This is a genomic window from Saccharothrix sp. 6-C, assembly GCF_016695385.1.
Taxonomy (GTDB): domain Bacteria; phylum Actinomycetota; class Actinomycetes; order Mycobacteriales; family Pseudonocardiaceae; genus Actinosynnema; species Actinosynnema texasense.
In genome coordinates, this window is sequence record NZ_CP064192.1 from 2,135,703 (window position 1) to 2,157,048 (window position 21,346).

At 73.0% G+C, this 21,346-nt stretch carries 20 protein-coding genes; 15 read left to right on the forward strand and 5 right to left on the reverse strand.

Annotated elements, in window-relative coordinates:
* The first annotated feature begins 67 nt into the window (after positions 1–67).
* Both IOD16_RS09860 and IOD16_RS09865 read left to right on the forward strand, forming a co-directional pair.
* Positions 68–763, forward strand: coding sequence for an isochorismatase family protein (locus IOD16_RS09860; protein ID WP_123742551.1), 696 nt, complete (start codon positions 68–70; stop codon positions 761–763).
* Positions 763–1,575 (forward strand): SDR family NAD(P)-dependent oxidoreductase, encoded by an 813-nt coding sequence (locus IOD16_RS09865; protein ID WP_201439772.1) that lies wholly within the window; start codon positions 763–765, stop codon positions 1,573–1,575. The genes IOD16_RS09860 and IOD16_RS09865 overlap by 1 nt, the downstream gene beginning before the upstream one ends.
* 46 nt (positions 1,576–1,621) lie before the next feature.
* On the opposite strand, the gene IOD16_RS09870 is transcribed toward IOD16_RS09865, so the two are convergent.
* The gene (locus IOD16_RS09870) at positions 1,622–2,848 is read right to left on the reverse strand and encodes an MmgE/PrpD family protein (RefSeq protein WP_201439773.1); all 1,227 of its coding nucleotides are present in this window, start codon (positions 2,846–2,848) and stop codon (positions 1,622–1,624) included.
* Positions 2,841–3,737, reverse strand: coding sequence for an NAD(P)-dependent oxidoreductase (locus tag IOD16_RS09875; protein ID WP_201439774.1), 897 nt, complete (start codon positions 3,735–3,737; stop codon positions 2,841–2,843). The genes IOD16_RS09870 and IOD16_RS09875 overlap by 8 nt, the downstream gene beginning before the upstream one ends.
* Before the next feature lie 162 nt (positions 3,738–3,899).
* On the opposite strand from IOD16_RS09875, the gene IOD16_RS09880 reads away from it, so the two are divergent.
* The 13 genes from IOD16_RS09880 (at position 3,900) to IOD16_RS09940 (ending at position 17,372) form a co-directional block, all read left to right on the forward strand.
* A complete protein-coding gene (locus tag IOD16_RS09880) occupies positions 3,900–4,637 on the forward strand; it encodes a FadR/GntR family transcriptional regulator (protein WP_201439775.1) in 738 nt (245 codons plus the stop codon).
* A 134-nt stretch (positions 4,638–4,771) separates the two neighbouring features.
* Entirely contained in the window at positions 4,772–6,103 is a 1,332-nt protein-coding gene (locus IOD16_RS09885; protein WP_201439776.1) for an MFS transporter, read from the forward strand.
* Between the two features lies 1 nt (position 6,104).
* A complete protein-coding gene (locus tag IOD16_RS09890; protein ID WP_201439777.1) occupies positions 6,105–7,343 on the forward strand; it encodes a CaiB/BaiF CoA transferase family protein in 1,239 nt (412 codons plus the stop codon).
* On the forward strand, positions 7,340–8,116 hold the full coding sequence (locus IOD16_RS09895) for an enoyl-CoA hydratase/isomerase family protein (protein ID WP_201439778.1): 777 nt from the start codon (positions 7,340–7,342) through the stop codon (positions 8,114–8,116). Before IOD16_RS09890 ends, IOD16_RS09895 begins: the two co-directional genes overlap by 4 nt.
* Positions 8,113–9,285: an acyl-CoA dehydrogenase family protein gene (locus IOD16_RS09900; protein ID WP_201439779.1), complete on the forward strand. Its 1,173-nt coding sequence runs from the start codon at positions 8,113–8,115 to the stop codon at positions 9,283–9,285. The genes IOD16_RS09895 and IOD16_RS09900 overlap by 4 nt, the downstream gene beginning before the upstream one ends.
* Entirely contained in the window at positions 9,285–10,040 is a 756-nt protein-coding gene (locus IOD16_RS09905; RefSeq protein ID WP_123747889.1) for an SDR family NAD(P)-dependent oxidoreductase, read from the forward strand. The genes IOD16_RS09900 and IOD16_RS09905 overlap by 1 nt, the downstream gene beginning before the upstream one ends.
* Entirely contained in the window at positions 10,037–10,903 is an 867-nt protein-coding gene (locus IOD16_RS09910; protein WP_123742542.1) for a 3-hydroxyacyl-CoA dehydrogenase family protein, read from the forward strand. Before IOD16_RS09905 ends, IOD16_RS09910 begins: the two co-directional genes overlap by 4 nt.
* Before the next feature lie 12 nt (positions 10,904–10,915).
* Complete coding sequence (locus tag IOD16_RS09915; protein ID WP_123742541.1) at positions 10,916–11,776, forward strand: 3-hydroxyacyl-CoA dehydrogenase family protein; 861 nt, start codon at positions 10,916–10,918, stop codon at positions 11,774–11,776.
* Positions 11,773–12,552, forward strand: a complete 780-nt coding sequence (locus IOD16_RS09920) for an enoyl-CoA hydratase-related protein (RefSeq protein WP_123742540.1) — start codon at positions 11,773–11,775, stop codon at positions 12,550–12,552. The genes IOD16_RS09915 and IOD16_RS09920 overlap by 4 nt, the downstream gene beginning before the upstream one ends.
* Positions 12,549–13,508 (forward strand): acyl-CoA dehydrogenase family protein, encoded by a 960-nt coding sequence (locus tag IOD16_RS09925; protein ID WP_201439780.1) that lies wholly within the window; start codon positions 12,549–12,551, stop codon positions 13,506–13,508. Before IOD16_RS09920 ends, IOD16_RS09925 begins: the two co-directional genes overlap by 4 nt.
* Entirely contained in the window at positions 13,505–15,157 is a 1,653-nt protein-coding gene (locus IOD16_RS09930) for an AMP-binding protein (protein WP_201439781.1), read from the forward strand. The genes IOD16_RS09925 and IOD16_RS09930 overlap by 4 nt, the downstream gene beginning before the upstream one ends.
* Positions 15,154–16,263 carry a CaiB/BaiF CoA transferase family protein gene (locus IOD16_RS09935; RefSeq protein WP_201439782.1) on the forward strand — a complete coding sequence of 370 codons (1,110 nt, stop codon included), beginning with the start codon at positions 15,154–15,156 and terminating at the stop codon, positions 16,261–16,263. The genes IOD16_RS09930 and IOD16_RS09935 overlap by 4 nt, the downstream gene beginning before the upstream one ends.
* Positions 16,251–17,372, forward strand: a complete 1,122-nt coding sequence (locus tag IOD16_RS09940) for a GDSL-type esterase/lipase family protein (protein WP_201439783.1) — start codon at positions 16,251–16,253, stop codon at positions 17,370–17,372. Before IOD16_RS09935 ends, IOD16_RS09940 begins: the two co-directional genes overlap by 13 nt.
* 204 nt (positions 17,373–17,576) lie before the next feature.
* On the opposite strand, the gene IOD16_RS09945 is transcribed toward IOD16_RS09940, so the two are convergent.
* The 3 genes from IOD16_RS09945 to IOD16_RS09955 form a co-directional block, all read right to left on the reverse strand.
* A complete protein-coding gene (locus IOD16_RS09945; protein WP_201439784.1) occupies positions 17,577–18,791 on the reverse strand; it encodes an MFS transporter in 1,215 nt (404 codons plus the stop codon).
* Positions 18,792–19,133: 342 nt separating this feature from the next.
* On the reverse strand, positions 19,134–20,024 hold the full coding sequence (locus IOD16_RS09950; RefSeq protein WP_201439785.1) for a hypothetical protein: 891 nt from the start codon (positions 20,022–20,024) through the stop codon (positions 19,134–19,136).
* Between the two features lie 43 nt (positions 20,025–20,067).
* Positions 20,068–21,330, reverse strand: coding sequence for a pyridoxal phosphate-dependent aminotransferase (locus IOD16_RS09955; protein ID WP_236594861.1), 1,263 nt, complete (start codon positions 21,328–21,330; stop codon positions 20,068–20,070).
* Positions 21,331–21,346: the final 16 nt, after the last annotated feature.

Below are 21,346 nucleotides of genomic sequence, written 5' to 3' on the forward strand. Positions count from 1 at the left end.
GGTCCTAATGTTCGACAGATTACGTATCTGTCTAATAGTGGATCGTTACGTCGGAGGCGGTGGCGTAGTGGGCAAGCCGTGGGACGGGGTCGTTCCCGAGGAGGACGTCGCCGCGTTCGGGCGGGAGTTCGACCGGCAGGAGAGGCCGATCACCGCTGGGGCGCGGCCCGCTGTCGTGGTGGTCGACATGACTCGCGCGTTCGTGGACTCGGCTTACCCGACGGGGTGGAGCCCCACCGGGCAGCCTGCCGCGGAGGCCACCGCTCGGCTGTTGGCCGTGGCACGGGGTTCGGGGGTGCCGGTGTTCTTCACCAAGGCCTTCGCGACGCCCGACCACGTCCGGCGGCCCGTGGAGGTCGGCCGGTGGAAGCTCAACCGCGCGCCCGAGCCGTTGCCCGAGGGCACGCCGCCCGGTGACGTGATCGACGAACGGCTGGCCCCGCTGCCCGACGAGGTCGTGATCGACAAGGGCACGAAGCCCAGCGGGTTCTACGGCACACCGCTCGCGTCGTACCTGGTGCACGCCGGGTGCGACACGGTGATCGTCACCGGCATGACCACGAGCGGCTGCGTGCGGGCGACCGTCGTCGACGCCTTCCAGCACAACTTCCACGTGGTCGTGCCGTTCGAGTGCACGGCCGACCGCAGCCAGATCTCACACAAGATCAACTTATTCGACATCCACATGAAGTACGCCGACGTGATCAGCCTGGACGAGACCGTCGAGTACATCCGGAAGCTCACCGCGGCGGAGGACCACTGATGGACCTGGGCTTGAAGGACCGGGCGTTCCTGGTGACCGGCGGATCGCGCGGCATCGGCCTGGCCACCACGAGGCTCCTGCTGGAGGAGGGCGCGTCGGTGCTGGTCGCCGCGCGCACGCAGGCGTCCCTGGACCGGGCCCGCCAGTCGCTGGACGACCACCCGCACGTGGGGTTCGCGGCGTGCGACCTGAGTGCGCCGGAGGGTGGCGCGATCGCCGTCGCGGCGGCCGTGGAGCGGTTCGGCGCGCTCGACGGCGTGGTCAACAACGCGGCGGCGTTCTCCCCGGAGAAGGGGCACCCGGACCGCGCGGCGTGGCTGTCGCTGTTCGAGCTGAAGTTGCTCGGCTACGAGTCGGTCGTCCAGGCGGCGCTGCCGCACGTGCGCGACGGCGGGGCGTTCGTCAACATCTCCGGCGTGGCCGCGCTGCGCTACTGGGCGGGCGCGCCGCACGTGAGCGTCGTGAACGCGGCCGTGCAGACGCTGTCGGCGCACTACGCGGCGGAACTCGCGGACCGCCGCATCCGGGTCAACACCGTTGTCCCCGGTGCGACCGCCACCGACCGCTACGAGGCGCGCGTCGCGAAGATCAGTGAACGCGACGGCCTCACCCCGGAGCAGGCGAGGGCCCGGATGGACGGCGCGATCCCCCTGGGTCGCGCGGTGGACCCCGCCGAGATCGCGGCGGCCATCGTGTTCCTGCTGTCCGACCACTCCGCCAGCACCACCGGGGCCACGATCGTGGTGGACGGAGGCACCGTGGCCGTCCCGGACGCGCCGGGCGCCCTGGAGAGCACGCCCAAGCGGGACTGACGCGCGCCCCGACCACCGCTCGCCGGTGGTCGGGACGCGGCTGCGGTCAGCGTGCGGTCCGCCAGAGTGCGGCCAGGTCGGCCAGGCCGGTCGGAGTGCGGAGCGCGGCGGACGCCCGGGCCAGGGCGTCGCCGGTGTCGCCGAGCAGGTCGGCGCAGTGCGCGCGGAGGTCCGCCGGTCGCCATGCGCTGGTGTCGCCGTCACCGGTCAACGTCAGGTCCGCGCCGTCGGCCAGGGTCACCGTCACGGTCGCGCTCAGGTCCGGCAGCGCCGGGTCGGCGACCACCTCCACCGCCTCCGGTGTCACCGCCGGGTGGAACGCGCGCAGCGCCGCCCGCGCGATGCCCTCCACGCTCGAGATCGAGTTCACCGCCGCGTCACGCCCGTAGTCCACCGCGAAGGGCGCGACGCGCACCGTCACCCGCCGCGCCGCGGGCAGCGCCGGGTGGCTGCGGAACGCGTCGAAGATCGACTGCCCGTACATCGCCACCGGGTACCGCTTGAACGTCACGTCGTGGATCGCCGCCCGCGCGGACGTGCCCGCGGGTCGACCGGTGCCGAACAGCGAGTACATCCCGGACGGCCCGGCCAGCGCGCCGTCGCCCCCGCGCAGGCCCGCTCCCGCGGCGATGGCCGCGGACACACCGGCCTGCACGGCCAGCGCGGGTTGCAGGCGCCAGCCGTCGCCATCGGTCGCCACCACGCCCAGCGGGCCGCCGACCGTCCCCGTGGCCAGGGCCAGGGCGGCTACCGCGTCGTCCTCCGACATCTCCGTGACGAGCGCGTACGTCGCGGCGGCGGCCAGCGGCGCGACCACCGACGTGACGCGCCAGCCGCGGCGCGACACGTCGGGCAGCAACGCCTCGGCCAGGCGGCACGCGCACTCGTAGCCGCCGATGACGGCGCGCAGCAGGCGTTCACCGGAGACGACGCCGTCCCGTTCGACCACGGCCAGCGCGACGGGCACCACGGCCAGCCCGGGGTGGGCGGCCACGCGGTAGGAGTCGTCGGTCAGCCGCGCGTGCATCAGGTAGGCGTTGGCGGTGACCGCGCCGGTGAGGTCGGTGAGCCGGTCCACACCGCCGATGCGGCACGGACCGGGGGCGGCGGCCAGCGCCTCCGCCGCCGCCCGGTGCGCGGGCACGCGCGCCGACAGCACGATCTCCGACAGCGCCACCGCGAGGCAGCCCGCCGCGCGGTCCACCGCGGCCGGGTCGGCGGTGGCCGCCTGGCGGTGCACGGTGCGCCACAGGGCGTCGAGGTGCTCAGCCACGGTCGACACCGTTCAGCCGTTGGAACATGGTGACGATGCGGGTGCAGTCCTGGTCGCCGTAGCCCTCGGTGACGGCGAGCCGCCACGTGTCCGCCACAGCCCGCGCCAGCGGCGTGGTCAGGCCCAGCTCGTCGGCCAGCGAGGTGAACAGGGCGACGTCCTTGAGCGCCGCGCGCGCCGGGTGCCCGAAGTCGTACCGGCCGGTGAGGACCTCGTCGGGGAACTTCTCGGCGGTGGAGGAGTTGCGGCCGGAGGAGACGTCGAGCACCCGGATCGCCAGGTCCAGCGGTATGCCAGCGCGGCTGGTCAGCGTGGTGGCCTCGGCGGTCGCGGCCAGTGCGCCCAGCGAGAGCACGTTGTTGGCGAGCTTCACCACTTGCGCCTGGCCGGGGTGCTCGCCGACGACCGTGACGTGCGAGCCGATCACCTCGAACAGCGGGTGGCACGCCGCCACCGCGTCGGGGTCGCCGGAGACGATGACCGACAGCGAGCCGCGCGCGGCGCCCGCCCCTCCGCCGCTGACCGGGGCGTCCACGAAGGACAGGCCCACGTCCTCCAGCGCCGCCGCGATGTCACGCGTGGTGTCGACGCCCGCGGTGGACGTGTTGACGACGTAGCGGAGCTTCCGGTTCGCGACGGGCGCGGTCAGCTGCTCGCCGACTTCCTCCAGCGCCGCCGGCGTGGGCAGGCTGAGCAGCGCCACGTCCGCGTGCCCGGCGACTTCCTCGACGGTGGCGTGCACGCGCGCCAACGGGTCGTCCCGGAACGGTCGCACCGCCTCGGGGTCGGGGTCGAGCAGGTGGACCGGCCACCCCCGCGCCGTGAACCGCCGCGCCATGGGGCCCGCCATGCGACCCACGCCGATGAACGCGATGTCCCGCACTGTCACCACTCCCACCAAGGAGGTCGGTTGACCGGCAACTGTACGACTTTTACCACAACTGTCAAAGTCGAACCGGACAGATGCCGTCCAGCGCCCTGATGATGATCGGCGGCTGATGTTAATGTTCAACAATGACTGCTGGTCATTGCGGGGACGGGGGGACGGACCGTGGCTGATCGCGAGAGCGCCCGGTCCCGGGTCATCGGGCAGAAGGTGCTGCGACCCAGGGAGCAGGTCGAGGAGCGCATCCGGGGCACGATCCTGTCCGGCGAGCTCAAGTCCGGCGACATCCTGCCGCCCGAGGTGGAGCTGGCGCGCCAGTTCAACGTCAGCCGCACGACGCTGCGCGAGGCCCTGCGGTCGCTGACCACCCAGGGGCTGATCTACAAGATCCCCGGCTCGCGCGGCGGCAACTTCGTCCAGTCGGTGGACCACCGCTCGCTCGGCTCGGTCGTCATCGACTCGGTGCACAACCTGCTCAAGCTGGGCAGCATCGAGTTCGCCGAGGTCGCGGAGGTGCGGCAGCACCTGGAGGTCCCGGCGGTGAGGCTGGCCGCGGCCAACCGCAGCGCCGAAGACCTGGAGCTGCTGCGGGACATCGTCCGGCGGCAGAAGCGGGCCTCGGTGGACGACCCCGAGGTGCCCAAGCTGGACGAGCAGTTCCACTCGCTGATCGCGCAGGCCTCGGGCAACCGGGTGCTGCACTCGTTCGTCGCGGCCCTGCACCACGAGACCGAGCCGGTGCACTACCTCGACCTGTCCCCGGAGGTCGGCCGCGCCACGGTCCGGCAGCACAAGGCGATCGTCGACGCCATCGCCGACCGGGACCCCGACGCCGCCGAGGCCGCCATCATCGAGCACCTGACCTACCTGCGAAAACACATCGCGGTGCACGTCAGCCGGTAGTCCCGAGGCCGCTCCGCAGTGCGGGGCGGCCTTTCTCGTAGTTGGTAAAAGTTGGACCTTGTACACCTCTGTTCAATGACCTACCGTTCACGACCAGGTAGAGCGTGTGTGGCCGGTCCGCAGGAGGTCAGCGCATGGGACGTCAAGCCTCATCCCCCCGCAACGTGGCGTTCGCGAGCTTCATCGGCACCACCATCGAGTTCTTCGACTTCGGCATCTTCAGCACGGCCTCCGCGCTGATCTTCAACAAGCTGTTCTTCCCCTCCCTCGACCCGCTGATCGGCACGCTGGCCGCGTTCGCGTCCTTCGGCGTGGCGTTCCTGGTCCGACCGCTCGGCGCGGCGGTCTTCGGCCACTTCGGGGATCGATTGGGACGCAAGAGGATGCTCGCGCTGAGCCTGGTCATCATGGGCGTGGGCACGACCATGGTCGGGCTGCTGCCGACCTACGCCATGATCGGGATCTGGGCGCCGGTCCTGCTGGTGTTCTCCCGCGTGCTGCAGGGCATCGCGGTCAGCGGCGAGTGGAGCGGCGCGGTGCTCATGGCCGTGGAGCACGCCCCGGCGCGCAAACGGGCCTTCTACGCGAGCTGGCCGCAGCGCGGCGTGCCCGCCGGGCTGGTGCTGTCCACGGCGTCGTTCTACCTGGTCGAGCAGTTGCCCCGGGACGCCATGATGAGCTGGGGCTGGCGCGTGCCGTTCCTGGCCAGCGCGGTGCTCGTGGTGGTCGGCCTGTACATCCGGCTCAAGATCGCGGAGTCGCCCGCGTTCCGGGCCGTGCAGGAGCGCGACGAGGTGTCGCGCTACCCGGCGGGCGAGGTGTTCCGCAAGGCGGGCGGCTCGCTGGCGATCGCGGTGTTCTCCATGGCCGCCAACAGCATCATGTTCTACTCGGCGGCGGTGTTCGCGCTGAGCTACGGCGTGACGCAGGCCGGCGCGTCGCGGGGCACGATGCTGCTCGCGGTCGCGATCGGCGCGTTCCTGCAGATCTTCACCATCCCGATCGTCGCCGGCCTCGCCGACCGGCACGGCAGGCGGCCGGTGCTGCTGGCCGGCTCGCTGCTGACCGTGCTGGTGGCGTTCCCGTTCTTCTGGCTGGTCGACTCCGGCGAGCCGGTGGCGATCATCATCGCGATGGTGCTGGCGCTGTCGGTGGTGCACGCGCTGACCGGCTCGCCCATGGCGGTCTTCCTGCCCGAGCTGTTCGAGACCCGTTTGCGCTACAGCGGTTCAGCGATCGGCTACCACGTCGGCGCCATGGTGATGAGCGGCCCGACGCCGTTCGTGGCCGCCGCGCTGTTCGCCTGGGCCGGCGCGTCGTGGCCGCTCGCGCTCTACATCATCCTGGGCGGCGTGATCACGGCCGTGGCCGTGTGGATCGCCCGCGAGTCGTACGAGGACGAGATCGTGAAGGCGGACACCCCCGCGGCGGACTCCGGCGCCCACGGGCCGGCGACCGTCGCCTGACATGGAGGACCACGTGGACGACCGCGACGCGTCGAGCGGACCGCTGGCGGGCCTGAAGGTCGTCGACCTGACCACCTCCTACGCGGGACCCACGGCCGCCATGTACCTGGCGGACCTGGGGGCGGACGTGGTCAAGGTCGAGCGCCCCGGCGGGGGCGACGACACGCGGACGTGGGGCCCGCCCTTCGTGGGCTCCGCGTCCGCGTGGTTCGCCTCGGCCAACCGCAACAAGCGCTCGGTCGTGGTGAACCTCCGCGACCCGGACGGCATCGCGACGCTGCGCACCCTGATCGGGCGGGCGGACGTCTTCATCGAGAACTTCAACCCCGGCAAGCTCGAAGCGCTCGGCATCGACCACGAGAGCCTGCGCGCCGAGTTCCCCCACCTGATCTACTGCGCGATGTCCGGGTTCGGCCAGGACGGACCCGACCGCAACCTGCCCGGCTACGACCTGGCCGCCCAGGCGCGGTCGGGTCTGATGTCGGTGACCGGCGCCAAGGGCGGGTCGCCGCAACGGGTGTCCACCGCGCTGTCCGATGTGGTCACGGGCATGTGCGCGGCACTGGCCGTGGCCGCGGCGGTGGTGCGGCAGCGCGGGACCGGGCAGGGCGACCTGATCGACGTGTCGTTGCTCGACTCCGCACTGGCCGTGATGGCGCCCCGGATCGCCGGATTCCTGGCGGGCGAGCCGGAACCCGCGCCCAGTGGCGGCACCGACTCGGTGCTCGCGGTGTACCAGGCGTTCCCCACCGCGGACCGGGACCTCGTGGTGGCCGTGGGCAACGACGCGATGTGGCGGCGGTTCTGCGTGGCGGTCGGGCTGCCCGGCCTGGCCGAGCGCCCCGAACTGGCGGACAACCCGGGCCGCCGCGACCACCGCGCCGAGCTGGTCGAGGCGGTGTCGGCGAAGCTGTGCGAGCGGCCCGCCGCGCACTGGCGGCGCGTGCTGGGTGACGCGGGCATCCCGTGCTCGCTGGTGCAGTCGCTGTCCGAGGTGGTGAGCGATCCTCAGGTGCTGGCCCGGGGGAGCCTGCTGGAGGTGCCCGGCGCGGACGCCCGGGTGGTGCGCGGACCGTTCCGGCTCGCCTCGATACCGCATCCGCGCAACGCCCGGTTCCCGGACCTGGGCGCGCACACGGTGGAAGTGCTGGCGGAGAACGGGTTCAGCCCGGACGAGATCGGGTGGCTGATCGAGCGGCAGGCCGTCGAGGACGGCCGTGCGGAAGGACGGCGACCATGAGCGTGGTGGTGGAACGGGACGGTGCTGTCGCCGTCGTGCGCATCGACCGGCCCGAGCGGCACAACGCCCTCAACGCCGACGTGCTGCGCCGGCTCCACGCGGTGATGACCGACCTGCCGGGCAAGGCCCGCGCGATCGTGCTGACCGGGTCGGGCCGCCGCGCGTTCAGCGCCGGCGCCGACCTGGACGAGCTGGTCGGTCTGAGCGCCGCCGACGCCGAACCGGTGCTCCGTGCCGGGCAGGCGGTGCTGCGCGGCATCGAACGCTCGCCCGCGCCGGTGATCGCCGCGGTCAACGGCCTGGCCCTGGGCGGCGGGTTCGAGCTCGTGCTGGCGTGCTCGTTCGCGGTGGCCTCGACGGAGGCGGCGTTCGCGCTGCCCGAGCCCGGCTTGGGCCTGATCCCCGGCTACGGCGGCACCCAAAGGCTGGCCCGGGTCACCGGACCGGCCGCGGCGCGTCACGTGATGCTGACCGGGCACCGCTTGGACGCCCTGCGCGCCTATGAGCTGGGCGTGGTCGTGCTGCCGCCGGTGCACCCCGACGCCCTGCGCGCGCTGGCCGTGGCGCAGGCGCGCAAGGTCGCCGGGATGGGGCCGCGGGCGGTACGCGCGATCGTGGACGCCGTGGACGTCGGCCTGGACAGCCCGCTGGACGACGCGCTGGCGCTGGAGACCCGGCTGGCCGCGGACGCTGTGGGCGGCAGCGAGTCGGACGAGGGCGTGCGTGCCTTCAAGGAGAAGCGGCGACCGTGCTTCGAGGCGGTCACCCCATGACGCCCGAGGCCCACCTCGCGCTGCACCGGTCGCTGGACGAGTCGGCCGCCGACGCGCTGCTCACCGAACGCGAGCTGGACGTGCGGCGGCAGGTCCGCGAGGTCGTCGCGCACGAGGTCGTGCCCCGTGCCGAGCACGAGCACGAGTTCGTGCACGACGGCTACCAGGCCCTGGCCCGCGCCGGGCTGGCCGGGCTGACCTTCCCCGAGGAGCTGGGCGGCACGGCGGACTCCACGGTCGCCTACGCCGTGGCGATCGAGGAGATCACCGCGGGCTGCGCGTCCACCAGCTTGATCTACATGACCCAGGCGCACACCGCGACCCCGATCACCGCGGCGGGCACGAACGCCCTGGCCCGCGAGTACGTCCCCGGCCTGCTGTCCGGCGAGCGGTACGGGTCGCTGGCGGTCACCGAGCCGGACGCGGGCAGCGACGCCGCCGCCCTGCGCACCACCGCCACCCCGCACGGGGACGGGTTCCGGCTCACGGGGTCCAAGACGTTCATCACCACCGGTGACAAGGCCGACGTGCTGGTCTGCTTCGCCACCGCGGACCGGGCACTGGGTCGGCGGGGTGTGACGGCGTTCGTGGTGGACGGCGCGTCACCCGGCCTGTCCCGGGGCGCCCCGTTCGCCAAGCTCGGCATGCACGGCTCCACCACCGCCGAGGTCTTCCTCGACGGCGTGGAGGTCCCCGGCGACCACGTGCTGGGCGAGGTCGGCGGCGGGTGGCGGGTGCTCTTGGACTCCGTGGTCAAGTCCCGGATCAGCGCTGCCGCCCAGGGGGTCGGCCTGGCCCGCGCGGCCTACGCGCGCACCCTGAGCGCCCTGGGTCGCCACCTCTCACCGGAGGCGGCGTTCGCTCTGGCCGGGCTGCGCGGCCGGATCCTGCAGGGACGGTTGCTGCTGCACGCCGTCGCACGGCAGGTCGACGTCGCCGCCGAACCGCCGACCGGCCAGATCGCGATCATGAAGCAGTCGTGCACCGACCTCGGGTGGTACGCCGCCCGCGAGGCGGTGCGCATCCTCGGGCCGTACGGCGACCTGGTCGGACCCGGTGTCGAGCGCTGCCTGCGCGACGCCGCCGTGACGAGGATCTACGACGGCACCAACGAGATCCAACGGATGCTGATCGCCCGCGACACTGCGCGGGCGAGGGAAGAGCGGTGATGGAGCAGTCGCTGAACGGGAAGGTCGCCCTCGTCACCGGTGCGGGCCGCGGACTGGGCCGGGCGATGGCCGGCGCGCTCGCCGCGGCGGGTGCGAGGGTCGCCGTGGCCGCGCGAACCTGCGCCGAGCTGGACGGGTTCGTCGCCGAGCAGGCCGAGTCGGGCCGCGAGGCGCTGGCCGTGCCGACCGACATCACCGACGCGGACGCGGTGGACCACATGGTGGACTCGACCGTGGCCCGCTTCGGGAAGCTGGACATCCTGGTCAACAACTCCGGGATCGTCGTCACCACCCCGTTGCTGGAGCTGGAACCCGACGAGTGGGACCTGATCATGGCGACGAACCTGCGCGGCACCTACCTGGCCACCCGCGCCGCCGGGCGGCACATGGTGCCACAGCGGTCCGGGAAGGTCATCAACATCGCCTCCAACCACGCGCTGATCGGGGTCGCCGAGTTCGCGGCCTACTCGGCGTCCAAGGCGGGTGTCATCTCGCTGACCAAGACGATGGCCGTGGAGTGGGCCCGTTACGGCATCAGCGTCAACGCGCTCGCGCCCGGCTACTTCGCCACCCCGCTCAACGCCGAGCTGCGCGCCGACGAGGAGTTGATGGCCCACGTGCTGCGGGTGATCCCGACGCGCCGGTTCGGCGAACCGCACGAGCTGGCGCCGTGGCTGCTGTTGCTGGCGGGGGAGGCGTCGGACTTCATGACGGGCGAGACGATCGTGATCGACGGCGGACAGGTGGCGCGATGACGACCGTGGCCGTGCTGGGCGCGGGCACCATGGGGTCGGGCATCGCGACCGTCACCGCGCGGGCCGGGCACCGCACCGTGCTGCACGACGTGGACGAGGCCAACATGGAGCGGGGCTTGGACAACGTCCGGGGCTTCCTCGCGCGCGGCGCGGAGCTCGGCAAGCTCACCGACGAGCAGGCACGGGCCGCGGCCGATCGGGTGGAGGGCACGACCTCGCTGCGCGACTTGGCGCGCGCGGACGTGGTGATCGAGGCGATCTACGAGGACCTGGCGGCCAAGCAGGCGCTGTTCGCCGAGCTGGACGGTGTCGTGGGCGACCGGACCCTGTTCCACACCAACACCTCCACCCTGTCGGTCACCGCCATCGCGGCCGGCTCGCGCCACCCGGAGCGGGTTGTCGGCACCCACTACTGCAACCCCGCGCCGCTGATGAAGCTGGTGGAGGTCGCCGACGGCCGGTACACCGGCGGCTGGGCGCACGAGGCCACCCGGGGCTTCCTGGAGGGCCTGGGCAAGACCACCGTGGTCACCAAGGACCGGCCCGGGTTCATCGTCAACCGGTTCCTCATCCCGTGGGAGAACCGGTGCATCGACGCCCTGGAGTCCGGGTTGGGCAGCAAGGAGTCCATCGACACCGCCGTGACCGGCGCGCTGGGGCACCCGATGGGGCCGTTCCGGCTGCTGGACGTGGTCGGGCTGGACATCCACCAGCAGGTCGCGACCCGGCTGTACGAGCAGCTGCGCGACCCGAGGTTCTTCCCGCCGCCGATGGTGGCCCGGATGGTCGCGGCGGGCGATCTGGGCCGCAAGACCGGGCGCGGCTTCTACACCTACGACGACAACCGGCTGTTCGGCGCGTGAACGGGAGGGCGCATGACCGACAGGGTGGCGGTGCTGGGGCTGGGAGTGATGGGCGCGGGCATCGCCCACGTCGTGGCCGCGTCCGGCAGGGACGTGGTCGCGCTGGAGATCGACGCCGACCGCGTCGTCGAGGGGTCGGCGCGGCTGCGGGCGTTCCTGGACGGCGGGGTGGCGCGCGGCAAGACCACGGCCGAGGAGCGAGACGCCGTGCTGGCACGGGTGCGGCCGGTCGTCGACGTGGCGGAGCTGGCCGGGGTGGCGCTGGTGATCGAGGCGGTGACCGAACGAGCGGACGTCAAGGGGGAGCTGCTCGGCCGGGTAGCCGCCGTGGTCCCCGACGACGCGCTGATCGCGACCAACACCTCGGCGCTGGCGGTGACCGACCTGGCGGCGTCCGTGCCGCACCCGGAGCGGTTCGGGGGCCTGCACTTCTTCAACCCCGCGCCGCTGATGAAGGTGGTCGAGGTGGTGCCGGGACTGCGCACCGCGCCGGAGACCGTGACCGCGCTGGTGGAGTTCGCGACCGGGTTGGGCAAGGACGCCGTGGTGGTCGGGGACAGGCCGGGGTTCCTGGTCAACCACCTGCTCATCCCGTACCTCAACGACGTCGTGGCCGAGTACGACCGGGACCTCGCTGACGCCGCCGACCTGGACACGGCGATGCGGTTGGGCCTGGGCTACCGCCTCGGGCCGCTGGAACTGCTCGACCTGATCGGCTTGGACGTGCACGAGCACGCCGCGCGCCGCGCGTACGAGGCGACGCACGACCCGGCCTTCGCACCGCCGCCGCTGCTGACCCGCATGGTCGCGGCGGGGTACTTGGGCGCCAAGAGCGGGCGGGGTTTCCGCACTGGAGGGGAGAACGCGGGATGACCGACTACACCGACATCTCGGTCATGACCGACGGGCCGGTACTGACCATCACCCTGGAGCGCCCGGACGCGGGCAACAAGCTGCGGACGAGGACGTGCCTCGAGCTGTCCGACGCGCTGGGACGGTTCCGGCTCGACCCGGCGCTGCGCGCGGCCGTGCTGACCGGGGCGGGGGACAAGTTCTTCTGCATCGGCGGCGAGCACGACGAGACCACCTCGTTCGACCAGTCGCAGGTGCTGCCGATCATCGATGTCTACCAGGCGATCGACACCGTCGCGAAGCCGGTGGTGGCGGCGGTGAACGGGTTCGCGGTGGGCGGCGGGAACGTCCTGCACACCGTGTGCGACCTGACCATCGCCGCCGAGCACGCGGTGTTCCGCCAGGTCGGTCCGCTGGTGGGCAGCTTCGACGCCGGGTACGGCACCTGGTACCTGGAGGACACCGTGGGCCGCAAGCGCGCCAAGGAGATGTGGTACCTCAACCGCAAGTACACCGCCGCGCAGGCGCTGGCCATGGGCCTGGTCAACGAGGTCGTGCCGGCCGACGAGCTGTCGGCGCGGGCCGCCGAGGTGGCGCGCGAGATGACCACGCGCAGCCCGATGGCGCTGGGCGCGTTGAAGGCGGCGTTCTCCGCCCGGCACAACGGGGTGTCCGGTCAGGCGCGGCTGGCGCACGACCAGTACCTCACCGTCTACCTGGCCACCAAGGAGGCGCACGAGGTGAACGAGTCGTTCGCGCAGCGCCGCGCACCGGAGCCGCAGAGGTTCTGGACGTGACCCGGCCCCTGCTGACCGACGAGGAGTCCGACGTCGCCGGCCTGGTCACCGCCGTGGTGGCCGGGCGGCGGCCGAGTGACGAACGGCCGGACGAGGTGGCGGAGATGCGGCGCCGGCTGGACGACGCCGGGCTGTGGGCGGTCGATGGCCCGGACGACCTGGCGGCCGTCGTGCTGGCCCGGTTGGGCCGGGACTGGCCCGCACTCGCGTGGGCGTCGGTGCAGGCGCGCGTGGCGGCGGACGTGCTGGGCGAGGACGTCCGGCACGGGGAGACCCCGGTGGCCGCGGTGGACGCCGACTCGCCCACCGTGCGGCTCACCGAGGCGAACGGCATGGTGGCGGGGGTGGTCGACCGCGTGGACGCCGCGGGGGAGCGCCCGCACGTGGTGGTGCTCGGCCACCGCTCGGCGCGGGTGATCCCGCCGACCGCGCTGCGCTTCAGCCGGCTGCGGCGCACCGGCCTGGACGGGGCGCTCACCTCGTCCGCCGAGCTCGTCGCGCCCACCGCGGTTGTGGAGCTCACCGACGTGGACACCGACGCGGCCCGCGTCCGGCTCAGGTTGGGCGGCGCGGCCGTCGCCGCCGGGCTCGCCGACGCCGCGACCGGGGCGGCGCTGGCCTACAGCGCCCAGCGCGTCCAGTTCGGCGGACCTCTGATCGCGCTGCCGATCGTGCGCGACGGCCTGTTCGGCGCGGCCCGCGTCGCGCTCACCGCGTGGCGGCAGGTGTTCCGGGCCGCGACGCCCTGGCAGGCGGCGGCCGTGCTCGACCAGGCGTGCGAGCACGCCCTCGACGCGTGCGCGCACGCCGTGCAAGCCCACGGCGGCTACGGCTACCTCGTCGAGTACGGCGTGGAACGCCTGCTGCGGGACGCGGTGTCACTGCGCGCCGCCTGTGACGTGTCCACCGCGCGCCGCACGGGCGCGGCGTCGCTCACCGGTTGGGAGGCTTCATGACGGGGCTGCTGCTGCGCGGCCAGCACACGCCGGTGACCGCTGCGGACGCCGAAGCGTTCCGCGCCGCCGGGTGGTGGCCGGGCACGCCGATCCGCGCCCTGCTGTCCGACGCGGCGGCGCGGCACCCCGACCGCGTCGCGCTGGTCGGCCACCGGCCGGGGCGGGAGCCCGTGCGCCAGACCTACCGGGCGTTCGACCTCGCCGCGACCCGGGTGGCGTCCGCGCTGCACGCCCTGGGTGTCGGCGAGGGTGACGTGGTGGCGCTGATGCTGCCCAACTCGGTGGAGTACGGCGCGCTGGTGTTCGGCATCAGCGAGGTCGGCGCGGTCTACACCGGCATCCCGGTGTCCTACGGCGAGCGCCAGGTCGTCCCGATCCTGCGCCGCTCGCGGGCGGTGGCGCTGATCATCCCGCGCCGCTGGCGCACCACCGACCACCTCGCCCTGGTGCGCGGCCTGCGCGCGGACCTGCCGTCGTTGCGACACGTGGTCGTCGTCGGCGACGACTTCGAGGCGGGGCCCGGGGAGCACCTCTGGGACGACTTCGTGGACGTGCCGCTCGCCGCGTTCCCGCCGCGCGAGCCGGGCGAGCTGTGCTACTTCGGTTTCACCTCCGGCACGACCGGCGAGCCCAAGGGCGCGATGCACACCCACGACACGCTGCTGTACGCGGTGAAGGGCCTCGCCGACCACCTGGGGCCCGGCACGTTCGGTGACCCGATGGTGCAGCTGGTCGCCTCACCCGCCGGGCACCACTCGGGGTTCGTGTGGGGCATCCTGTTCACCGCCTACCTCGCCGGGACGGGCGTGCACGTCGACCACTGGGACCCCGGGTGGTGCGCGGAGGTGGTGCGCGCGGAGGGCATCACGGCGTTCTTCGGCGCGCCGACGTTCCTGCAGGACATGCTGCGCACCGACCTCGCCGACGACCCCGACTGCCCGTTCCGGTGCCTGGTGGTCGCCGGGTCCCCGGTACCGCGCACGTTGCCGGCCAAAGCCGGGCGGGCCCTCGGCGCGTACATCGCGCCCGCGTGGGGCATGACCGAGTGCAGCATCATGACCTCCGCGACCCCGCTGGAGGACGACGACGTCCAGCACACCGACGGGTCGGTGTTCCCCGGCTCGCAGGTGCGCGTCGTGGACGACGAGGGCAGGGCCGTGCCGCCGGGCGTGACGGGTGAGCTCCTGATGCGCGGCCCCGGCGTGATCGTCGGCTACTACGACCGGCCGGACGCCACCGACGAGTCTTTCCTGCCCGGCCTGTGGTTCCGCACGGGCGACACGGCGAGCCTCGACGAGCACGGCCGGCTGTCGCTGCGGGGGCGTACCAAGGACGTCATCATCCGCGGCGGCGAGAACATCCCCGTCACGGAGGTCGAGTCGCTGCTGTTCGACCACCCGGACGTGCTCGACGCCGCCGTGGTCGGCTACTCCGACGAGCGGCTCGGCGAACGGGCGTGCGCGGTGCTCGTCGCCCGGCCCGGAGCGGTGCTGGAGCTGCCCGCGCTGTGCGACTACCTGCTGGCGGGCGGGCTGTCCAAGCACTACCTGCCGGAGCGCCTGGTCCTGCTGCCCGAGTTGCCGACCACGCAGAGCGGGAAGATCCAGAAGTACCGGCTGCGCGAACTCGTCGCGGGGGAGGGGGCATGAGCCTCGACGGGGTGCGCGTGCTGGACCTGTCGACCCTGCTCCCCGGGCCGATGGCCACGCTGCTGCTCGCCGACGCGGGCGCGGACGTGGTCAAGGTCGAACGCCCGGGTCGCGGTGACGAGATGCGGTCCTACCAGCCGAAGCTGGGAGGGGCGAGCGCGAACTACGCGATCCTCAACCGCGGCAAGCGGGCCTTCGCGGCCGATCTGAAGGACCCGGCCGACCGCGACCGGGTGCTCGCCCTGGCCACCTCCGCCGACGTCGTGGTGGAGCAGTTCCGCCCCGGCGTGGTGGACCGGCTGGGCTTGGGCTACGAGGCGGTGCGCTCGCGCAACCCGGGTGTCGTCTACTGCTCCATCACCGGCTACGGCCAGACCGGGGCGCACGCCACGCGCGCCGGGCACGACCTCAACTACCTGGCGGGCATGGGGCTGCTGGATGTGGTGGTCGACGCCACGGGCGCGCCGCCGCTGCCGCCGACGGTGATCGCCGACCTCGCGGGCGGCACCTACCCGGCGGTGGTGAACATCCTGCTGGCCCTGCGGCGCAGGGACGCCACGGGCGTCGGCGCGCACCTGGACATCTCGATGTCCCGCAACCTGCAGACCATGATCTACGGCTACTTCGCCACCCACCAGGCGGGCGGTGGGTGGCCCGTGCCCGGCGCGGACCTGCTCACCGGCGGCAGCCCGCGCTACCGGATCTACCCGACCGCCGACGGCAGGCACGTGGCCGTGGCGTCGTTGGAGGAGAAGTTCTGGCGCCTGCTGGCGGAGCTGATCGACCTGCCCGCCGAGTACCTGGACGACGCCGGGCAGGAGGCGGCGGTGGCCGAGGCCGTCGCCGAGCGGATCGCGGCCCACCCGGCGGCGCACTGGCGGTCGGTGTTCGACGGCGAGGACGTCTGCGCCACCGTCGTGGGCACCTTCCCCGAGGCGGTCGCGGCGGGCCTGGTCACCCCGGACGGCCCGGACCGCCTGGTCGGCGACGGGTTCGACGTCGGCGCGTTGCCCAGCCCGGTCGACCCCGTCCTGCGCCCCGCCCCGGCCGCGATCGGCTACCCGGCTCTGGAACCCCTGGCGGCGGGGGACGTGTGGCTGAGCTGACCTGGGTCGCCGGGTTCCGCACCGGTGTGGTGAGCCCGTTCGAGCCGTTCCAGCTCACACCGTCCCGGGCTTTCGCCGACGAGACGCTGCGCCAGGTGCTGCACCTGGCAGGCGGCGGCGCGGCGGTGCGGGTCACGCTGACCAACCAGTACGGCAGGCGTCCCCTGCGGCTCGGCGGCGCGCGGATCGCCGTGCGCACGCGGGGCAGCGGCATCGACCCGGCGACCGACCGGGCGCTGGTGTTCCCGGAGACCGCCGTGCCACCGGGCGAGACCACCACCAGCGACCCGGTCGACCTGGCCGTCACGGCGGGCACCGACCTGGTGCTCAGCCTGTACCTGCCCCGCGACACCGGCCCGGTCACCTACTCCCACCAACCCGCCCAGACCGCGTACGTGACCTCCGGCGACCGGTGCGCCGAACCGCGCTTCGAGGCCGCGGGAGAACTGGGGTCGCGCTACCTCGTCGCCGGCGTGGACGTCCTGGCCCCCGCGGGGACCCCGGTGTCGGTCGCGTTCGGCGACTCGTGGTTCGAGGGCCGCGGGACGACCCCGAACACCAACGGCCGCCTGCCCGACCTGCTCACCGCGCGCCTGACCCGTGGCTGGTTCGTCAACCAGGGCATCGGCACCAACCGCCTGCTCACGGACGTGATCGGTGAGCACGCCCTGGCCCGCTTCGACCGCGACGTGCTGGCCGTGCCCGGCGCGCGGCACGTCCTCCTCCACCTCGGTCTCAACGACCTCGGCGTGCCGGGCCGGTTCGGGACCGGCGCACCGCCGTCCGCCGACGACCTGGTGGCCGGGTTCACCGAACTGGCCCGACGGGGGCGTGCCGCCGGCCTGACCGTCGTCGCGGCGACCCTGGGCCCGTACGCCGGCACCACCTACCCGGGCTACGACACACCGCGGGGCCAGGCGATCCGACGCGAGGCAAACGCTTGGCTGCGCACGGAGTTCGGCCCGCACGCCGACTTCGACGCCGTGGCCGACCCCACCGACCCGAGCCGCCTGCGCCCCGAGTACGACAGCGGCGACCACATCCACCTGAACGACACCGGCACCCGGGCGCTGGCCGAGTCGATCGACCTGAGCCCGTTCACGCGGTGACGGCCGGCCGGCCGCGCGCACTTCGACCGGGCCGCCGCGGTCACCGGAGTCGATCTACGCGGCCTGCGTGGTGCGTTACCGCGTCGAGTCGCACGGCGGGATGCCCGGACGATCTCGCGCGGTAGTCGCCGCGGTCGTTCCGAGTCGCGGGGCGGAGTGACTGAGCTGGTCGGGCGGCCCGGTGAGGACCGGGCCGCCACGAGGTCATACGCGTTCGCTGAGCTTCGTCGCGGGGAAGCCGTGGACCCGGGCCGCGATGGCCACCACGAGCACCGGCGCCAGGAGGACCAGCACGCTCCACGGGAACGCGCGGGGGCCGAGTTGGGTCAGCATGATGCCACCCACGACGCCGCCGCCGGCCATGGCGGCGTTCCACAGGGTCACCAGCATCGCCTGCGCGGTGTCGGAGGCTTCGCCGCCCGCGACGCCCACGGCGGTCTGGAGCAGGGTCGGCACACCGCCCCAGCCGAGGCCCCACAGCGTCACGGCGACGTAGACCAGCACGGGGCTGTCCGCCACCACGGCGAGCCCTCCGGCTGCCACGGCGACCAGGATGGTGCTGGCGATGGTGAGCAGTCGCAGCTTGCGCTCGATGGTGGCGCCGACGATCCAGATGCTGAGCATCGAGGCGATGCCGAGGACGAGCAGCACGACGTCGATGGACTCGCCCATGCCGATCTCGTCGAGGAACGTGGCGACGTAGGTGTAGAGGATCGTGTGCGCGAGCACGAACATCAGCGTGACGAACAGGACCGGTGCGACACCCGGGACCGCCAAGGTCCGCAGCAGCGGTGGCCGGCTGCCCCGTTCGGCCTGACCGGGCTGGTCGGGCACGAGGGCGGCGATCCAGCCGAGCAGGAGCACGGCCACGGCGGTCATCAGCCAGAACGCCAGGCGCCAGCCGAGCAGCCCGCCGAGGAAGGTGCCCGCCGGGATGCCGAGGGACAGCGCGGCCGGAATGCCCGCCATGACGATGGCGATGGCCTTTCCCTGCAGGTGCGGGGGCGCCATGCGCCGCGCGTAACCGGCCAGCAGGGCCCACACGACGCCCGCCGCGACGCCGGCCACGAACCGGGCGCCCAAGGTGAGGGGGAAGTTCGCGGAGACGGCCGTGACCGTGTTGGCGACCGCGAAGCCGGCCACGCCGAACAGCAGGAGGCGTTTGCGCCGCCACGTGGCCGTGGCGATCGACAGCGGGATCGCGGACACCGCCGTGCCGATGGCGTAGATGGTGACCAACTGGCCCGTGGCCGACTCGCTGACGCGCAGTCCGGCACTCATCGGGATGAGCACGCCCGCGGGGAGGGCCTCGGTCAGCACCGTGATGAACGCGGCGGTGGTCAGCGCCAACAACGCCGCGAGGGGTAACGCCCGCCCCCCGGTCGCCTCCGGGGGAACCCGAGTGCTCTGGTTTGGCATGGTCTTTACTCGAACCTTCCCACTGATGTGATGGTCAAACCGCTGCCGCGAGCCGGCCCTTCGGCGACCGAGTCGAACGCGCTCGGCTCCCCGGCGGGCACGCCACTGGCGCACCCGCTCCGCCCGACCTGTCGATCAGCACCGGCACGAGCGACGACGGCCGCGTCGGGCAGTCGATGACGGTCGCCAGGCGGAACCACCGTGTGCGAGGACCAGTCAGTTCCGGATCCCGCACCGGCCCGCCCGCCGGTATCCGTTGGCAGCCGCGACGTGCCAATGGTAGGGGCGGACGTCTCCGCCGCCGCCGGCGCCCCGGCGAGGCGGCGGAGACCTGGAGCGGTGTCAGACCGTGGCCGAGCGCTTGGCGAACTCCACCCGGTTGTCCAGCCGCACGCCGTGGCTGGTGAACTCGATGTCCACGACGTCGCCGTCGGCGATCCGGAACCCGGCGTGGAAGCTGGCGCTGTCCGCACCGAGCATCAGGTAGTTCACCAGGCCCGGCCGGCGCACCGCCGGGTAGGTGGACAGCAGGTTCTCCGCCATGTCACCGGTGGTGTAGTACAGCGCGTCCAGCCCGCAGTCGAACGATCCCTCCCACGCCACCTCGCCGTCGCGGTTGATGGTGGTGCGGCCGTTGACGGCCGTGGGGGGTTCACCCAGGTGCAGCCACGGCGAGATGGACGTGTCGCAGAGCTTGCAGTAGGGGTTGTACGCGGGGTTGTAGCGGTGCAGGCCGATGTCGCACAGGTCGTTGCCGAACGTGTAGCCGGCGTAGTGCGGCGTGCCGTCCTCGTCGTTGGCGTACACCAGCACGACCTCGGGCTCCTCGATCAGCGCCTTCGGTTCCGCGGGCACGACCAGCGATTCACCCGGCAGCTTCAGCCACGAGCCGAAACCCTTGAAGAACCACTTCGGTGGGTCCACGTCGCCCTCGCTCGGACGCGGACCGTCCATCTTGGACGAGTGGGTCTGCATGAAACCGCTCACCAGCGCGTTGTTGGTCGACGTGGGCAGCAGCGGCGGCAGGAACTTCAGGTCCGCGTCGGCGACGGTGACCGACGCGGTGCGCGAGCGGATCGCGTCGGGCAGCGCCGCGGGGTCGCGCACCTCGCTCAGGGTGGCCGCGAGCTGGCCCTCCTCGACGCGGTGCAGCACGCTCGCCTTGCCCGGCTCGGGCCGCTCGAAGCCGACGAACCGCCGGCCCTGGTACTCGGTCTCGAAGAGGATTGACATGGGGTGGGGCCTCCTGTGGCCGTGGACAGCGATCAGTGGTCGGTCAGGACGTCGCCCGGCCGGTCAGGTCGGTCAGGATGGAGCCGATGTGCTCCACGCACGCCTTGATCCACGGCAGCTCGACCGGGTCGTCGGCGGTCAGCGCGGCGGTGCGCTGCCGGTCGGTGTCGCCGTAGAGGTGGCTGGTGGACACGCGCACGCCGAGCTTGCGGTCCGGCTCGCCGAACTCGCTCGCCGCCAGCACACCCACGTGGTGCTTCTCCAGCAGCAGCGCGGCGAGCCCGCGGCCGCCGGACACCCCGTGCACGCGTTCCAGGTGCTCCCGCAACGGTTCGAAGTCCGGGTACAGGTAGCAGGTGGCGTGCACCGGCTCCAGGGACGCGCCCGCGGCGGTGAAGCGCGCCGCCAGCGCACGCGCCACCTTCTCGTGCAACGCGCGCGCGGCGGCGACCCAGGACACCAGTTCCGGCGGCTCGTCGAACGCGTAGGCCGCGACGGCCTGCACGGGCGCGGGCGGGCTGGACCAGATGTGCGAGGCGATGGTGCGCAGCCGCTGGTGCAGATCGGCGTCGGGCAGCCGTGCCACCCCGGTGCGCCACCCGCCCAGAGCCAGGCTCTTGGTGAGCCCGGTGGTGACCACCGTGCGCTCGGGCGCGTACTCGGCGGGCGAGCTGGCGGGCGCCGTCGCGTCGAACACCAGGTCCGTGTAGATCTGGTCGGACACGATCACCAGGTCCAGCTCGGACGCCACCTCGGCGAACCGCCGCACGATGTCCGGTGCGGCGACCGTCCCGGTGGGGTTGTCCGGGATGGTCACCACGACGGCCTTCACCTCGCGCCCGCGGGCGCGCGCCGCGCTCACCGCGCCGTGCAGCAGGTCGGGGTCGGGCACCCCGCCGTGACCCGGCACGATCGGCACGGGCAGGGGCTCGCGGCCGATCAGCCGCACGTGCGCGCTGTAGCTGACCCAGCTCGGCACCGGCACGACCACGTCGCCGTCGACCGCCATGAGCGCCGCGAACAGCAGTGCCTTGCTGCCCGGCCCGGCGATCACCAGGTCGGGGTCCGCGTCGAGACCGCGTCGCGCCCAGTAGCCCGCGGCGGCCGTGCGCAGCCCGGGGCTGCCCGCGACCGGCCCGTAGGCGTTCTGGTCCGCCGCGGCGGACAGCCGGTCCTTCAGCGAGGCGTGCACCGGCAACCCGATCTCGCCGCTGGCCAGCGAGAGGACCCGTTGACCGTTGCGCCGCTTGCGTTCCAGGACCTCCTCCGCGGCGAGCGTCGCGGACATGATCACGGCTTCGGACACGATCGGCCCTTCCTCT

Excerpts from the sequence above, each read along its gene's own strand:
- IOD16_RS09945 (WP_201439784.1), bottom strand. The coding sequence starts at position 18,791 with ATGCCAAACCAGAGCACTCGGGTTCCCCCGGAGGCGACCGGGGGGCGG.
- IOD16_RS09920 (WP_123742540.1), top strand. The coding sequence starts at position 11,773 with ATGACCGACTACACCGACATCTCGGTCATGACCGACGGGCCGGTACTG.
- IOD16_RS09950 (WP_201439785.1), bottom strand. The coding sequence starts at position 20,024 with ATGTCAATCCTCTTCGAGACCGAGTACCAGGGCCGGCGGTTCGTCGGC.
- IOD16_RS09915 (WP_123742541.1), top strand. The coding sequence starts at position 10,916 with ATGACCGACAGGGTGGCGGTGCTGGGGCTGGGAGTGATGGGCGCGGGC.
- IOD16_RS09905 (WP_123747889.1), top strand. The coding sequence starts at position 9,285 with ATGGAGCAGTCGCTGAACGGGAAGGTCGCCCTCGTCACCGGTGCGGGC.
- IOD16_RS09935 (WP_201439782.1), top strand. The coding sequence starts at position 15,154 with ATGAGCCTCGACGGGGTGCGCGTGCTGGACCTGTCGACCCTGCTCCCC.
- IOD16_RS09865 (WP_201439772.1), top strand. The coding sequence starts at position 763 with ATGGACCTGGGCTTGAAGGACCGGGCGTTCCTGGTGACCGGCGGATCG.
- IOD16_RS09885 (WP_201439776.1), top strand. The coding sequence starts at position 4,772 with ATGGGACGTCAAGCCTCATCCCCCCGCAACGTGGCGTTCGCGAGCTTC.
- IOD16_RS09910 (WP_123742542.1), top strand. The coding sequence starts at position 10,037 with ATGACGACCGTGGCCGTGCTGGGCGCGGGCACCATGGGGTCGGGCATC.
- IOD16_RS09930 (WP_201439781.1), top strand. The coding sequence starts at position 13,505 with ATGACGGGGCTGCTGCTGCGCGGCCAGCACACGCCGGTGACCGCTGCG.
- IOD16_RS09890 (WP_201439777.1), top strand. The coding sequence starts at position 6,105 with ATGGAGGACCACGTGGACGACCGCGACGCGTCGAGCGGACCGCTGGCG.
- IOD16_RS09900 (WP_201439779.1), top strand. The coding sequence starts at position 8,113 with ATGACGCCCGAGGCCCACCTCGCGCTGCACCGGTCGCTGGACGAGTCG.
- IOD16_RS09895 (WP_201439778.1), top strand. The coding sequence starts at position 7,340 with ATGAGCGTGGTGGTGGAACGGGACGGTGCTGTCGCCGTCGTGCGCATC.